At 44.5% G+C, this 15,306-nt stretch carries 16 protein-coding genes; 9 read left to right on the forward strand and 7 right to left on the reverse strand.

Annotated features, from left to right (window positions below):
- Nucleotides 1–27: 27 nt before the first annotated feature.
- From fdhD to VER99_RS22855, 4 genes are all read left to right on the forward strand, one after another.
- A complete protein-coding gene (gene fdhD / locus VER99_RS22840; protein ID WP_020334847.1) occupies nt 28–858 on the forward strand; it encodes a formate dehydrogenase accessory sulfurtransferase FdhD in 831 nt (276 codons plus the stop codon).
- Nucleotides 859–1,032: 174 nt separating this feature from the next.
- Complete coding sequence (locus VER99_RS22845; protein WP_020334845.1) at nt 1,033–2,295, forward strand: hydroxymethylglutaryl-CoA reductase; 1,263 nt, start codon at nt 1,033–1,035, stop codon at nt 2,293–2,295.
- Between the two features lie 253 nt (nt 2,296–2,548).
- The gene (locus tag VER99_RS22850) at nt 2,549–4,108 is read left to right on the forward strand and encodes a DUF1800 domain-containing protein (RefSeq protein WP_024372993.1); all 1,560 of its coding nucleotides are present in this window, start codon (nt 2,549–2,551) and stop codon (nt 4,106–4,108) included.
- Between the two features lie 9 nt (nt 4,109–4,117).
- Nucleotides 4,118–5,443, forward strand: a complete 1,326-nt coding sequence (locus tag VER99_RS22855; protein WP_020334843.1) for a DUF1501 domain-containing protein — start codon at nt 4,118–4,120, stop codon at nt 5,441–5,443.
- A gap of 43 nt (nt 5,444–5,486) precedes the next feature.
- On the opposite strand, the gene VER99_RS22860 is transcribed toward VER99_RS22855, so the two are convergent.
- Nucleotides 5,487–6,581 carry a ketoacyl-ACP synthase III gene (locus VER99_RS22860; RefSeq protein WP_020334842.1) on the reverse strand — a complete coding sequence of 365 codons (1,095 nt, stop codon included), beginning with the start codon at nt 6,579–6,581 and terminating at the stop codon, nt 5,487–5,489.
- A 168-nt stretch (nt 6,582–6,749) separates the two neighbouring features.
- On the opposite strand from VER99_RS22860, the gene trxC reads away from it, so the two are divergent.
- Complete coding sequence (gene trxC / locus VER99_RS22865; protein WP_020334841.1) at nt 6,750–7,184, forward strand: thioredoxin TrxC; 435 nt, start codon at nt 6,750–6,752, stop codon at nt 7,182–7,184.
- 175 nt (nt 7,185–7,359) lie between these two features.
- Entirely contained in the window at nt 7,360–8,520 is a 1,161-nt protein-coding gene (locus VER99_RS22870) for an MFS transporter (RefSeq protein ID WP_020334840.1), read from the forward strand.
- A 54-nt stretch (nt 8,521–8,574) separates the two neighbouring features.
- Here the strand turns inward: VER99_RS22870 and VER99_RS22875 are convergent, their stop codons facing one another.
- Nucleotides 8,575–8,949 carry a nitrous oxide-stimulated promoter family protein gene (locus VER99_RS22875; RefSeq protein WP_020334839.1) on the reverse strand — a complete coding sequence of 125 codons (375 nt, stop codon included), beginning with the start codon at nt 8,947–8,949 and terminating at the stop codon, nt 8,575–8,577.
- Nucleotides 8,950–9,111: 162 nt separating this feature from the next.
- Between VER99_RS22875 and VER99_RS22880 the strand changes: the two genes are divergently transcribed.
- Nucleotides 9,112–9,303: a DUF2986 domain-containing protein gene (locus tag VER99_RS22880; RefSeq protein ID WP_014234183.1), complete on the forward strand. Its 192-nt coding sequence runs from the start codon at nt 9,112–9,114 to the stop codon at nt 9,301–9,303.
- Nucleotides 9,304–9,358: 55 nt separating this feature from the next.
- Here the strand turns inward: VER99_RS22880 and VER99_RS22885 are convergent, their stop codons facing one another.
- Nucleotides 9,359–10,108 (reverse strand): siderophore ferric iron reductase, encoded by a 750-nt coding sequence (locus VER99_RS22885; RefSeq protein ID WP_020334838.1) that lies wholly within the window; start codon nt 10,106–10,108, stop codon nt 9,359–9,361.
- Nucleotides 10,109–10,505: 397 nt separating this feature from the next.
- Between VER99_RS22885 and VER99_RS22890 the strand changes: the two genes are divergently transcribed.
- Nucleotides 10,506–11,837, forward strand: a complete 1,332-nt coding sequence (locus VER99_RS22890) for an anaerobic C4-dicarboxylate transporter (protein ID WP_014234181.1) — start codon at nt 10,506–10,508, stop codon at nt 11,835–11,837.
- 112 nt (nt 11,838–11,949) lie between these two features.
- Here the strand turns inward: VER99_RS22890 and VER99_RS22895 are convergent, their stop codons facing one another.
- Nucleotides 11,950–12,438 carry a LabA-like NYN domain-containing protein gene (locus tag VER99_RS22895; protein WP_014234180.1) on the reverse strand — a complete coding sequence of 163 codons (489 nt, stop codon included), beginning with the start codon at nt 12,436–12,438 and terminating at the stop codon, nt 11,950–11,952.
- A gap of 119 nt (nt 12,439–12,557) precedes the next feature.
- On the opposite strand from VER99_RS22895, the gene VER99_RS22900 reads away from it, so the two are divergent.
- On the forward strand, nt 12,558–12,998 hold the full coding sequence (locus tag VER99_RS22900; protein ID WP_014234179.1) for a DUF4174 domain-containing protein: 441 nt from the start codon (nt 12,558–12,560) through the stop codon (nt 12,996–12,998).
- Here the strand turns inward: VER99_RS22900 and cobA are convergent.
- The 3 genes from cobA to nirD all read right to left on the reverse strand — a co-directional run bounded on the left by cobA (nt 12,995) and on the right by nirD (nt 15,298).
- Nucleotides 12,995–13,765 carry a uroporphyrinogen-III C-methyltransferase gene (gene cobA / locus VER99_RS22905; RefSeq protein WP_020334837.1) on the reverse strand — a complete coding sequence of 257 codons (771 nt, stop codon included), beginning with the start codon at nt 13,763–13,765 and terminating at the stop codon, nt 12,995–12,997. The genes VER99_RS22900 and cobA overlap by 4 nt on opposite strands.
- Before the next feature lie 173 nt (nt 13,766–13,938).
- Nucleotides 13,939–14,787: a formate/nitrite transporter family protein gene (locus VER99_RS22910; protein ID WP_020334836.1), complete on the reverse strand. Its 849-nt coding sequence runs from the start codon at nt 14,785–14,787 to the stop codon at nt 13,939–13,941.
- 187 nt (nt 14,788–14,974) lie between these two features.
- Nucleotides 14,975–15,298, reverse strand: a complete 324-nt coding sequence (gene nirD, locus VER99_RS22915; protein ID WP_020334835.1) for a nitrite reductase small subunit NirD — start codon at nt 15,296–15,298, stop codon at nt 14,975–14,977.
- Nucleotides 15,299–15,306 lie beyond the last annotated feature (8 nt).

A 15,306-nucleotide genomic window follows, 5' to 3' on the forward strand; every position in this document is an offset into this window, starting at 1 on the left:
TCAGTTAGACGAGCGTGAGGTGATTTCATGAGATGTACCACTCAATCTTATTTTGAATTGTCGGACTTTAACCAGGCTCCGCCTCAGCCAAACGCGTTTAACTATCGTGAAATGAAAGACGGTCGCCCTCTGCAGCAAACTTCGCTGGCCAGTGAATCCGCGCTCGCTATCAGTTATAACGGGATTAGCCAAGCCGTAATGATGGTGACTCCGGGACACTTAGAGGATTTTGTTAAAGGGTTCAGTCTGAGCACAGGAATCATCAACGACTTTAAAGAGATTAAAGATATTGAAATTGGTGGTAACAACGAATCGCATTATGCAGAAGTCGAAATCAGCAACCGAGCATTCTGGTCTCTAAAAACGCAGCGCAGAAACCTTGCAGGGACAACCGGATGTGGCATTTGTGGGGTCGAAGCGTTAGAGCAAGCCTTACCTGATCTAGAACCGCTTTCCCCTTCTATTCCCCCTCGCCCAGATTCTTTTGAAGGGTTGAGAGAGAAAGTCGCTTTGCATCAAAATGCAGCTCGTAAATCAGGAGCGCTTCATGCTGCACTGTTTGCTGATTTACAGGGAAATATCTTGTCCTGTCGCGAAGACATTGGTCGTCACAATGCATTAGATAAACTCATCGGTGCGCTGGCGAATAATCACATCGAACCACAAAATGGGTTTGCGATCATGACTAGCCGTTGTAGTTTAGAATTGATCCATAAAGCGGTACGCGCTCGCATCCCTACTCTGGTTTGCCTTTCCGCGCCAACCGCATTAACTGTGGAATGGGCAAGACGGAATCATCTCAATTTGATTCACTTGCCAAAACACGGAGCACCGAGGCTTTATAGCCCAGCGCCGTAATCGAAGAGCATACTCATTGGAGCTTTGATTAAGTGATAACACCTATCAAGATATTAAACCTATCGCGTATAAACGAAGATTATCCGTGGTATTTGTTGCAAAACGTATAATCAACGTTGTAATCAAGGCTGTAATCACTACAATCTCTGGTTCGATTTTTCAGTGAACGTTTGTATGCCGAAGTTAAACCTAGATAATACCGCCCAACACTCCGCTCTTTCTAATATTGAGACCAGCAGTAAAATCCAATCGGCATTAGAACCGAAATTCCACAAGCCAACGACGCGCCTTTGTTTAAGTCCAAAACTGTCGCATGAGCACTTAACTCGCCGCTGGGCAGTCCTGGAACAGACCACGAATAAAGATCTTCTTCTCGACCCTTTTACCCGAGAACATTGTGAGTCCTATTCCAACAATATCGAGCATTTCATTGGCACTGTAAATGTGCCCGTTGGTATTGCTGGCCCATTGCGAGTAAACGGTTTACATGCAAACGACGACTACTTAGTTCCACTTGCAACCACCGAAGCGGCTCTCGTTGCTTCTTACAACCGTGGCGCCAACCTAATCACTGCGGCAGGCGGTGCCAGTGCATTGCTACTTAGTGAAGGTGTGAGCCGAACTCCAGTGTTTGGCTTTAACAACCTAGCTGAAGCAGGACAGTTCGTAAGTTGGGTCACTACCCAGTTCGACACTTTTTGCCAGGTTGCAGAGTCGACTACCTCTCACGGGAAACTCAAAGACATCAACATCAATATAGAAGGCAACCATGTCTATTTGGTTTTTGAATATGTCACCGGTGATGCCTCTGGTCAGAATATGGTGACCATAGCGACTAACCAAGTGTTCCATCACATTTTAGCGGTCAGTCCGGTTAAGCCAGTTCAAGCTTTTCTTGATGGCAACCTCTCGGGTGATAAAAAGCCAAATGCCCATACTCTGCGGTCTGTACGTGGTAAAAAAGTCTCAGCCGAAGTCACGATTTCTGCAGAATTAGTCAAGAAGTACCTGCATACAACGCCAGAATCAATGGCTCAGTTTACCCATATGAGCACCGTGGGTGGTTTATTGAGTGGCACTATCGGCGTCAATGCCCATTACGCTAACGCACTTGCCGCACTTTATATTGCATGCGGTCAGGATGCGGCTTGTGTCGCTGAATCCGCGATAGGTATTACCCGAATGGAGGTTGATTCAAAAGGCAATCTCTATGCGAGTGTCACGTTGCCAAATATCATGGTGGGCACAGTTGGTGGCGGTACAGGGCTGCCAACACAAAAAGCCTGTCTCGATATTCTCGGATTACATGGCAACGGAAAAGCGAAGGCACTTGCCGAAGTCACGGCTGCATTATGTCTCGCGGGTGAGCTCTCAATTATTGGCGCATTTTGTGCGGATCACTTTTCCCGTGCTCATCATAAACTGGCAAGAAAATAACCCCATATATCCAAAGAAGGCAGATTTGCTTTCTTTGAAGCTAACTCTGCCACATCACTAAATTATCCAGCCCTATTTATCTCATGTACTCGTTGGTCTTACCCGAGCGACGAGTACATGCCGCCTACTCACCTTCAATTACCTAAAATAGTACTAATTTCACCCAGAATGCTTTTTTTAGGCGAATCCAGACCTCTATACTCGCTCACTAAGTTTATTACTTAATACTCTTTCTCAGGTAAGCGAGTCAGTGATGATACGTCATATAAAGAATGGAATGTCTTATTGGTTTTTGGGGTTGTTTGTGGCACTTGCGTGTTCGATACAACCTGTTTATTCAGCAAGTAAAACGTCAGATGGTACTGCCCGTATTCTTTATCAAACCACATTTGGCCCCACACCCGCTCTTATAAATACCGTCGAAAAGCTAGGCGTCGAAGGCTGGGTCAATCAGCAAATGAAGCTCCCTCCTACGTATCATGAACCTCTGTTCAACACGCCTTTTACCAAAGGTGCACAAGCCAACCGTGAAAATGCGTGGTATCAAATCGTCATCAGTTCCGAAGACCAACTCAGACAACGAATGGCTTTTGCACTCAGTCAAATATTGGTGGTTTCCCGCTATGGAGGCGTACTGTCTGGCAAACCTGCTGGCTTAGCGAACTACTACGATGTGCTTGTAAAAAACGCATTTGGTAATTATCGCGATCTGTTATTTGAAGTCGCAACGCATCCCGTTATGGGAAACTACCTGTCAATGATGGGAAGCGCTAAAGAAAACCCGTCTACCGGTGCGTTGCCAGATGAAAACTTTGCCCGAGAGCTTATGCAGTTGTTCACGCTCGGACTATACAAATTGAATATGGATGGAAGTACGGTCGTTGATAACAATACTGGTAGACCTATCCCGAGCTATACACAAAATGATGTTCAGGAACTTGCCCGTGCTTTAACCGGATGGAAAAGCAGCGATGTTGACTTTGTGGAGCCTATGCAAGTCATCAATAAACTGCATGACTCAGGCGAAAAGAAGATCTTAGATACTACTCTCCCGGCAGGGCTCACTGGTCAGGAGGAACTATCCCGCGTCATCGATATTTTAATGTCCCATCCTAATATCGCGCCATTTGTGTCAAAACGATTAATCCAGCGTTTCGTTACCTCCAATCCAAGTCCTGAGTATGTAACCCGTATTTCTACGGTTTTTAATGACAATGGTAAAGGAATCAAAGGGGATCTAAGCGCGGTAATGAAAGCGATATTACTGGATGAAGAAGCGTCGCTGCGGACTGAACGTCAACCTAAAAAAGTCAAAGAGCCTATTTTGGTTCTGACCAATTTTCATCGCGCCGCAGGCTTTACTCTGAAAGGTGCGCGATATGATGATGCCACGACCATTATGAATATCGCCAACCAAGGTCCATTGCGCGCACCTTCCGTATTTAACTTCTACTCCCCAGATTACCAGCCATCGAATGAATTTATGCAGTCTTCGATGGTGTCACCTGAGTATCAGTTACTTAATTGGTCAGCTTATACCGATATCGTTAATTTTATGCTTACCGATATTCGGGATGGAGGCGATAACACATACTCACTTAACCTCGATGGTCTTTATGCGCTGCTTGATGATCATCCAGCACTCGTCGAACAGATCAATCAACGGTTCTTCGCTGGTACAGCATCTTCTGAGCTAATAACACTCATGCTTAACGTGCTAGACGATTATCCATCCGAGTATGTGCCAAAAGCAAAGCTCTCAATCGTTATCTTCACCGCCATTTCAGGCGAAGAATTTTATCTTCAATACTAGGAGTGAACGATGGATTATTCACGACGTCATTTTATTAAAGGATCTGCATCTCTTGGGGCTTTTGCATCTTTGGGCCTGCCTGCCTATTCACTCGCTTCGCCAACAAACGACTTTCGCGCCCTTATTTGTGTCTACTTAATGGGCGGAAATGATGCCATTAATACGGTTTTGCCATTGTCAGATTTTCACTATAAGCAGTATTCAGACGTGAGAGGCGCGTTAGCCGTTCCCAGAGATGCCATAGTCCCTACCGGACTGAGTGTATTGGACACAAATGGCAGAAAGGTACCTTTGGGTTTACACCCACAGCTTGGTACGCTTTCTTCACTTTTTGAACGTGGTGACGCTAACATTGCCGTCAATACTGGTATTCTCGATCAACCTCTAACCAAACAAGCTATTGAATCTGGCGAGTTACCCTTGCCTGAACAGCTTTTCTCTCACAACTCTCAGACGGATTCCTGGCTGCGAGGAGGAATGGAGGCATCACGTAATTTGGGCTGGGCTGGCCGCGTCTTGGATGTGTTAAGTTCAAACGCTGAAGTGACTCCCCTTTATAGTGTCTATGGCGAGTCACTTTGGTTAAGGGCGATGGAGCATCGACAGACAGTATTAAAAAAGGACCGAGTCGTAAAACTGTCCGCGCTCGATAATCTCGTCTACAAGGGGATTTACAATCAATTACTGTCTGGAAGTACGAATAACCCTTTCAGTGATCACTTTCATGTCATGATTAACGAATCGATGACGATGAGTCACGTACTTTCTGAGCAGCTAAACCAAATACAAGATTCTCCCCTTTTCACGTCATCTGAACTTGGCAAACAAATGCAAACGGTATTTAAGCTGATTGCCAGCCAGAATGATATGAACCAAAAACGACAAATATTTTTTATAAAGCACAACGGGTATGACCTTCACGATTCACAACTCGCAAGACACCCAGTGTTATTAGAGGATTTAGCCACAAATTTATTCGCAATGTATCAGTCGCTCGATAAACTGGGGATGAGCAAAAATGTCACTTCTTTTACGATGTCTGATTTTGGACGTCGAATGACGGGTAATGGAAATGGCACGGATCATGGTTGGGGCGGACATCAACTGCTGTTAGGTGGCGCTGTCAACAGCAACCAGCCTATTGGTACGTGGCCCGAGTTAGTTCTGGGTGGACAGGACGACTATTCAAGAGGCAGACTTATTCCGAAAGTAGCGGCGGACCAAGTAGGTGCCACACTTGCTCAATGGATGGGTGTCAGCGATAACGCTGCATTGGAGTATGTATTTCCTAATATCCGCAACTTTGCAGACTCGAATCTTGGGTTTATGTCTTAGAGGCATAAAAAAGGGAGCAGATTTGCTCCCTTAATGAATCAGATTATGCTTCGGTACGGCGACGCTCGTTACACAGTCGGATTGCACGTTCAAGTAATTCTAGTGCGGATTTATCGCACTCTGGTAACGCTGCGTCACTTTCCGCAATTGGCGTTACGCGGTCACCCCATTTAAGAACGGCGGCACCCCATGTTAGACCGGCACCGAAAGCCGCTAAAAGCAAGTTATCGCCAGGCTTGACTCGGCCTTGTTCTAACGCCTCACATAATGCAATTGGCACCGTTGCTGCTGAGGTATTGCCATACTTATGAATATTCACAAACGCTTTGTCTTGTGGGATGCCCGAAAGATCACACAAGGTCTGGATGATTCGAATGTTAGCTTGGTGAGGGATCACAACATCAATTTGTTCGGTTGTGAGCTCAGATTCTTTAAGCACGTTTTTCGCTGCTAAGCCCATGCCCTTCACTGCGCGTTTAAAGATCTCTTGTCCTACAAAGTTGAAGTCCCAGAAACCGTTATCTTCCGCAAATCGATCCATACAAGAACCAAACTTAGGCACTGCAAGTATGTCGCGCCCTTTTGCATCACAACCGATTTTCGATTGTAGTAGTCCAGTCTCTTTGTCAGTTCTAGATAAAACAACAGCGCCTGCGCCATCGCCAAACAAAACGGCAGTATCACGCATTGCCCAATCGATGAAGAAAGAAAGCCTTTCAGCACCAATAATAATGGCATGGCGGTAATTTCCCGATTGAATCAAACGCGTGCCCGTTTCCAGACCGTATACAAAGCCAGTACAGGCAGCATTTAAATCAAAAGATGCAGCAGAACGAATATCCAGATTTTGTTGAACTTTCGATGCGATATTTGGGATTAGGGAATCGGGTGAGCACGTCGCGACGATAATCAGGTCAACCTCACTCGCATCAACACCAGCACGAGCTAACGCGTGCTTTGCGGCGACTGTTGCCATGTCTGAGGTGTTTACGTGACTAATGCGGCGGTTTTCGATGCCAGTGCGAGAGCGAATCCACTCATCAGAGGTATCAAGGAATGTACTAAGATCATCGTTAGAAAGTACAGTTGGCGGTACACATTTTCCCCAACCTGTAATTTCAGCGTAGTAATTTGACATCACAGACCTATTTATTGTTGTAATTTAGTTAAATTTCTTAGAACCTAAGTAGGTTCAAATAAAGACTTGCCAGTTCGTAGCAAGTCCAAAGTAAAGAAGAAAATTATACGCTTTATGGAGCTGACTGATAAGTCAAGTTTTCACAAAGTTGTCATAAAGGAAGAAGTCATGTCATCGTTTAAAACTCGCTGTCCATCATGTGGCGGTTTAAATCGTGTACCCAACGAGCGCGTTGCAGAAAATGCGACTTGCGGAAAATGTAAAAGCTCTCTTTTAGATGGTGCGCCTATAGAAGGGACAACGGAAAACTTTTCCGCACTATTACAAAGCCCTACTCCAGTTGTCGTTGATTTCTGGGCTCCGTGGTGTAACCCATGTGTTGGTTTTGCACCTGTTTTCTCAGATGTCGCAGAGGAAAAAGCGGGAATGGCTCGTTTTGTCAAAATTGACACAGAAGCACAACAACAGCTTGCGGCTCAATTTGGCATTCGCAGTATTCCAACTATCATGGTTTTCAAAAACGGACAGCGTGTTGATGTACTCAACGGAGCGCTACCTAAATCTCAGTTCGAACAGTGGCTAAATCAAGCTGTTACTAAGTGACCTATCAAGCCAGCTACCTCTTTTAGCTGGCTTTTTATTCCGCAAAATCCCACCTCTTTTTGATAAAGAATATTTGTCGATACGACTCAAATTTATCGTTTTACTTGCAAAATAATTAGCTTCATATTCGCGCCCATAAACTACCCGTAAAACATAAACTAATAGGCGCAAAGCAGTGGAAAACAAAGCCTTCCTTCCAGCATCACCACGTATCACCGTTCCTGTCATCGCATTATCTCTATATGCGGTGGCTTCTGGCTATTTAATGAGCCTGATACCTTTAATGCTTGGTGAGTACAACATTTCTGCGGACTACGCGAGTTGGTTGGCAAGCGTGTTTTATGGCGGTTTATTAACGGGTGCTATCTTTTTTGAACGCATTGTACGTTCCGTTGGACACAGAAACGCGTTTATTGCTTGCTTGATGGCTTTCTCGCTAACGATTGTTGCAATGCCTGTATTTGCAAACGGCTTTGTTTGGCTAGGTGCGCGTTTTATCGCGGGCATCGCTGTTGCTGGCGTTTTTGTGATCGTTGAGTCATGGCTAATGTCTGGTGACGAAACCTCACGTGCAAAGCGTCTGAGCTTGTACATGCTATCACTTTATGGTGGTTCAGCCTTAGGTCAATTCGGTATTGGCGTACTCGGCGTGAGCGGTGGTGTTCCTTTCATCGCGATCACGACGTTAATCTTAATGGCGATACTGGTACTTAAGTTTGTTGACTGTGAACAACCAAACAGCCACGAATCGACTGCGTTGTCATTTAAACAAATTATGAAGCTTAATCATGCGGCAATCATCGGCTGCATCGTTTCTGGTTTAACACTAGGAGCGATTTATGGCCTGATGCCTCTTGAGTTGATTAATCGTCAAATCAGCCACCAAGAAATTGGAACATTAATGGCATTAGTGATCCTAGGTGGTATGGCAGTGCAACCGTTAGTGACAGCGTTGAATAAGTACATGAGCCGTACAGTACTAATGGCATTTTTCTGTCTGTTAGGCATGTTTTCTATCGGTATCACGTTTATTTCAACGTCAACGGCGGTACTTGCTGCATCGCTTTTCTTATTGGGTGCAGCGACATTCGCTCTATACCCGGTTGCGATCAACTTAGGCTGTGCAGGGCTAGACGAGCGCTTTATTGTTTCAGCGACTCAAGTAATGCTATTTAGCTACAGCATCGGGTCAGTAGCAGGCCCTGTCGTAGCTGACAGCTTCATGGGTCAGGTACATGGTTTGTTAGGTTACTTATTTGCCACTTTAGTCGCGACATGTATTTACATGTTGTTGGCGGCGAGTAAAACCAAACAACAAATGGCAGCTGGTCTCTGATCATTTATTACTAAAATCTGAATACAAAAAACGAGAGCAAGTCGCTCTCGTTTTTTAATTGCTCCGCCGCTTGTAACGATTCGATGCATTTGCAGCAGGTTTGTCTGGAACGCCTCGCTTTTCGTGAAGCAAATGTCTGATCGCTAACACTGGATGTTTCAGCAACATCCTCGGGCCGGAATAGCGCATTATTAAGCGCATTTGTTCTTTCGGCTCAGGTTTATAACAGTGGATTGGGCATTTATTGCAAGTCGGCTTATTCTCGCCATAAGGACACCGATCAAGACGCATTTCTGCGTAATCCAGTAAATCACGGCACTCAGTGCAAAGCTCACCTTTCGAACCATGATTAGCCCGACAATACACTTCCACCATCGCTTTGACGGTTTTAAATTCGGTGGCAAGTTTGCCGAGTAAAATATCACTCATTACATTAACCAAATTAAACGTTTAGATATTAGAATCTATTTATACTCAATAGACTTAGTGACGGTCGCTCAGTGGTAAGGTTTTTTAAATCAGAAACCCATTAAAGTTGTAACTTAGTGGAAAAATCACTATCCTGCCTCGCTAAATTAAAGGACCAGCACCATGAACCGCAAGAAGAAAATCAATCAAATCTTAAAGGCAAAACAGAAAAAGCATAACGCTAAGCTACATAAGAGCAATAAGCCTCGCTATATTTCAAAGGCTGAGCGAGCCAAAATGGAAGCTGAAGAACAAAACCAAGTGACCGAGTCAGCTGAACAGAGCGTAAACACGCAAGTCAGTGACGAAGCATAAAAGAAGCCGCTTATAGCGGCTTTTCTATATAGAAAGAACTTATACTAATTAACAATTAACTAAGTTGATTTTCGTCACTTTTCACCGCAATAAGCTTTTTGTTTTCTGCCAATCTAGGGCAATTATCGCAAAGTTTTCTACCTTCACATTTATAAACCAGACAGCAACTTTTTCTCACTAATTTCAATGGTAGAGCCACAGACGGTTCATAAAGTGACAGCGCGTTGTTGGTATCCAGATCAAGCGCCTGAAGCCATAACACGGCATGCTCTCTTATCATGGCGTTTGTCATCTGCGGAAAGTGCTGCTGCAATCGCATTAACCCAACCAAAATACCGTCTGAGATTAATTGATGGGTAAACCCCGGTCGAATACGGGTCCATTCACTCATTTGATTTTGATAGTAGTCGAAAAGTGATTTTATCTGCGCACCAGCAGTGTTTATCAGCGTCTGATGATCGCCCTGAACAAGTGATTTATCTTGAAACCGATAACCGCTGACAAAGCAGGGCTTAACGGATTGAGCCATACCATACAGGTTCGGTAGTGAATGAAAGTGGTATATGGATATCAAGGCCACATAGACTGGTTGCCAACACAATAAATCCCATGTTCTGGTCAACCAGTAAGCCCTGCCCGCTTCTGGAAAAGCTTCAGATAGCTGCTGATATAAATCCTGAATGATTGGGTTAATGTCGTTATCAGTATGAATCTCGCCTTCGCTTATGCTCCCTAAATCACCATGCAGGTACGGCGTTATCGCATTTGTGGCTTGGAAAAGTTGTGGGAAGAATGATTCGGACATGACTATTCAGTTTGATGGTATATGGGCTGTATCTTTATACTTAAACATTAATTTAAATGCAAACCATTCTCTTTATCATTGAAACATAAAGCCATCGAATTCCATGAAAGTGAGTCCCGACAATGACTATCCAGACATACTTGGTTACGAAAAATCAGGCTAAATCACAACATATATTTAAAGTGCGTCGCATTTTTATGCCTTAGCTCGTCAAATTAGTAAACACAATTCATACACATCGATAAACGTACATTAACAGATGGAGTCTGTAGCGTGAGTTAATGCTCGTTCTTAAACATTACTTTGCGTCATCTAAGGTAATGTGAACAACATAAAGTACTTTTCCTGAGAATAGATAAACAATGGAAGCAATTGTTTTGAATAAGGAAATCTGCTCATGCTGTATCTAGAGTTTCTGTTTTTGCTCGTGATGCTTTATATCGGCTCACGCTATGGAGGTATCGGCCTTGGGGTCGTTTCTGGTATCGGTCTGGTGATAGAAGTCTTCATTTTTAAGATGCCGCCGACCTCTCCTCCCGTCACCGTAATGTTAATCATATTAGCCGTGGTTACTTGTGCATCAATTCTAGAAGCTGCGGGTGGTTTGAAATACATGCTTCAAGTCGCCGAGCGCGTGCTGCGTAAGAACCCTAAACGCGTGACTCTTATTGCTCCCTTTGTTACTTACTTTATGACCTTCTTGCTAGGTACTGGCCATGCGGTGTATTCGATCATGCCGATCATTGGTGACGTTGCACTGAAAAATGGTATTCGTCCTGAGCGCCCAATGGCTGCTGCCTCTGTTGCTTCTCAGATTGCGATTACGGCTTCTCCAATTTCTGCCGCAGTGGTTTACTACTTAGCGCAGTTATCGGATATTCAGCATGAAATCACTCTGCTTTCAATTCTGCTTGTGACAGTGCCAGCAACCTTATTTGGTACATTGCTTATGTCACTTTACAGCTTAAAACGTGGTAAAGAGCTAGAAGACGATGAAGAATACCAAAATCGCCTAAAAGATCCGGTGTGGCGTGAAAAGATCTTAACCACAACCGCGACATCTTTAGATGAAGTGCTTCCGACTAGTGCTCGTAATTCCGTACTTATGTTCATTTCGGCTATCTTGGTTATTGTCGTTATCGCGATGTGGCCGGAAGTTCGTACGATTGTCGATGGTGAGAAGCCAATCAGCATGGCCGTCGTTATCCAAATGATGATGCTCTGCTTTGGCGGTATTATACTGCTGGCAACGAAAACCGATCCTCGTAAAGTACCTGATGGTGTCGTTTTCAAATCGGGTATGGTGGCTGCCATCGCTATCTTTGGTATCGCCTGGATGTCGGACACATACTTCCAATACGCAATGCCTCAGTTTAGAACGGGCATTGTGGCGATGGTCACCGACTATCCGTGGACGTTTGCACTTGCGCTCTTCATCGTGTCTGTAGTGGTAAACTCGCAAGCCGCAACGGCACGTATGATGCTGCCAGTTGGCTTAGGTTTGGGGCTTGATCCTGCCTTGTTGATTGGTTTGATGCCTGCAGTATACGGTTACTTCTTCATCCCTAACTACCCTTCAGATATCGCAACCGTTAACTTTGATACGTCTGGTACGACGAAGATTGGCAAATGGTATTTCAACCACTCATTTATGTCTGTGGGTCTGATTGGTGTGATTGGTGCTTGTTGCTTAGGTTACGTATTAGGACAAATGATCATCCCATCATAGTTATTGCTATTTGAATAAAGACGAGTCATTGTACAAAGTGTACGCCTGAAATGACTCGTCTTTTTCATGTCTGGTGCTTGCACTCCAGCCATAATCTGTTGTTTCTTAGTGTTTAAAGCAGAAAATTCTCATCTATTTCAACGAAAGTGTCTGCACAGTCAATGAGTGTTTGCGATGTCAATTTCGGAACGCCATAAACGGTAACTTTCTTGTTGTATCGCTGTTGAATGCGCTCCACCAGCAAACTAAAGTCACCATCGCCAGAAACAAGAATCACTGTATCGACATCAGGCGCAATCTCGATTGCATCCAGAGTAATACCGACGTCCCAATCGCCCTTCGCACTGCCATCACGTCTTTGGATAAAAGGCTTTAACATTACCTCAAAACCAACACCTCTAAGGATATGGTGAAACTGTCGTTGCTTAGGATCATTACTCGCAATCGCATAAGCCTTCGCGCTGACAACGTCCTTACCTTGCGTAGCGACATACCAAAACTGGTTGTAATCGAAATTGCAACGGTAGGCTTCACGGCAGGTGTAATACACGTTCTGTACATCAACCAGAATCGCTATTTTTTGTTTACTTTCCGAAGTCATTTAATTCTATACGTTGTTTATTTGCTGCCTACCCTAAGCCAGTTTGCAAAAAAGCACAATGAGCCATTTCCACTAAACTTAACGTATAAGCGAGAGTGTTAGCATATAAAGGATCAGTCATGAGTAAACCAATCATTTTGATACTACTTTTAGGCTTGGTATCACCGACAACCTTTAGCTACCCCTCTTACGCTCAATACTGGCCGCATCGCAGTGTACTTTTCTTCGCGCCAGCGAACGATGCCCGTGTTAAACAGTTCCTGCTTGAAACACTAATGAACGAATGTGAACTTGAAGAACGTGACATCGTCACTTTAGTCATTGCCGAAGATGGCTTTACGTTTCCTAAGGGGATAAAAGAGGAACTGGATGTCTCTGTTTTGTCGAAGAAATATGATGTAAAACAGGGAGAGTACACTGCTATTTTGCTTGGAAAAGATGGCCTGGAAAAGTATCGCTGGGGCGCAGAAACGGACTGGCAATTCATCAACGAGTTAATTGATGAAATGCCAATGCGTAAGCAAGAAATGCAAAGCCAAAGCAGTCCCTGCAAGATTTAAGCGTTGTCCTCTTGGGGGAACCAAGCCAACTTGTTATGAAGTTGCGTAACGCTTCCAACCACGATCAGCGCCGGACTTTCTGCCTGCGTAGCCATACGAGATAATTCATTCAGTTTTCCAACAAGCACACGCTGCTCTTGTCTTGTACCATTTTCAATAATTGCACATGACATGTCTGGCGCTAAACCATGTGTTATAAGCTGGTCCATGATATACCCACTCTGCTTTAGTCCCATATAAAACACTAAGGTGTTGTTTGACTGCGCTAAAGAGTGCCACTCAATTTCACGACCATTTTTCTGTACATGACCAGTAATGAATTGAACGCTTTGCGCATGATCGCGATGCGTTAGTGGAATACCAGCGTATGCCGTTGCGCCAGCCGCCGCTGTGATACCCGGTACCACTTCGTATTTTATTCCGTATTCGGCAAGCTCTTCTAACTCTTCACCACCACGGCCAAAAATGAACGAATCACCACCTTTTAAGCGAACTACACGTTTACCTTCCTGGGCTTTTTGTACCAAAATCTGGTTAATTTGCTCTTGTGGCACACAGTGAAAATCTAGCTTTTTCCCCACGTAAATCATTTCAGCTCGCGCATTCGCCAACGCCAAAATGTCTTTAGATACCAATCGGTCATAGACCACCACATCTGCAGATTGAATCGCTTTCCAACCCTTTACGGTGAGCAAATCCGGGTCGCCAGGTCCTGCGCCAACAAGTGAAACAAAACCGCTGTTTAACGAGGTGTCAATGGTAGTCATAAATGGCCTATTGAAAAATTTAGATATAAAGAGTAACACTCTCACTAAGCTCTGAGGGCTAAAACCACTCTAAGGAGTTATTACTTTTTATCTCTAAACCTATAAAATATATAGCGAAAGTTAAGAGTATAGAATGGCCCCACCCATCAAGTAGCGGGACCATAACAAGCGAATTATTTAGCCATTGCAGGCTCTGCTTTTACTTCTGTTTCCGCAGTTAGAGAAGGTGCAGTTTTTGCGTGCGTTAAGTACAGTGGCAGACATGTCATCACCAAGCCACCAACAATGTTACCTAAAATGGTTGGGATAAGGTTGAAGTTCAGCCAAGTTGCAATACCAAAGTCAGCACCCAAAATCATTCCTAGCGGGAACAGGAACATATTTACCACGGTATGCTCGAACACTAATGCAAAGAAGATGAAAATTGGGAACCACATCATCGCTACACGACCAGATACAGAGCGCGCAGTCATGTTACCAATTACGCCTAAACACACCATTAGGTTACAGAAGATGCCGCGTACAAAGCAGGTGATCCATCCGTCCATGCCCATGTTTTCAAAGCCAAGGCTACGTGCCGTTGATACCGCGACAAATTTCTTCGCTACCGCATTGAGTTCTAATGAGAAGTTACCGGTAAGAGAGATCGCGACAAGGTAAGCTACGATAAGAGAGCCGATAAGGTTACCTAAACCAACAAGACCCCAACAACGGAAAATACGCCCCCAAGTAATACCCGGACGGTTTGCAAACTTAGCCAGCGGAGCAAGGCCGAATACGCCAGTAACCAGGTCGTAGCCCATTACACTTAGGATGACAAAACCAACAGGGAAGACCAAAGCCCCTACTACACCCATACCTGTTTGTACGATGGTCGTTATCGCGACTACAACCGCCAAAGAAAGAATAATACCTGCCATCGTACCGCGTAGCAGTAGGTCTCGAGTGCTGGTATTGGTTTTTGCTTCACCAACGTTGATCATAGTTTGCACGAACTCAGCTGGTTTAAAGTCTGTAGACATGAACGTGTCCTTATTCAAAAATGAAAGTTAAAAGTTAGAGATTGAATAGAGAAAGGCTTCCCAATTACGACTCGCGGTTGTCGTGGTCATTTCTCGGTGTCCTCCCAGAAACGACCTCCGGGAAGCCTTTACCTATTAAATCTAAGGATTCAATCAATGCCCTCCTCGTTTGAGGAGGGCATATTCGCTAAGCTTGTATCTCGACGTCACCATTGGTAACACGTGTTTTGTACGCTTTCACACTAAAACCTTCGTCTTCCATGCAAACACCGGTGGTTAGGTTAAAACGTTGCTTCTTAAGCGGACTCGCTACCCAAAGCTCGCCTTGGTGCTGACAAATCAAACCACGCGATAACACGTTTGATTGGAAAAACGGATCGGTATTACTAATTGCCAACACTTCTTCCGCTTCAGTCGGGCGAAATACCGCAACTTGGTCGCCATTAAACAGTGCACAAACACCGGTACCCGGTACGATTTCGTTGATATGACAGATTTTTTCAAATGACATAATCCACC

The sequence above is a fragment of the Vibrio natriegens NBRC 15636 = ATCC 14048 = DSM 759 genome (assembly GCF_035621455.1).
In the GTDB taxonomy this organism is placed as follows: domain Bacteria; phylum Pseudomonadota; class Gammaproteobacteria; order Enterobacterales; family Vibrionaceae; genus Vibrio; species Vibrio natriegens.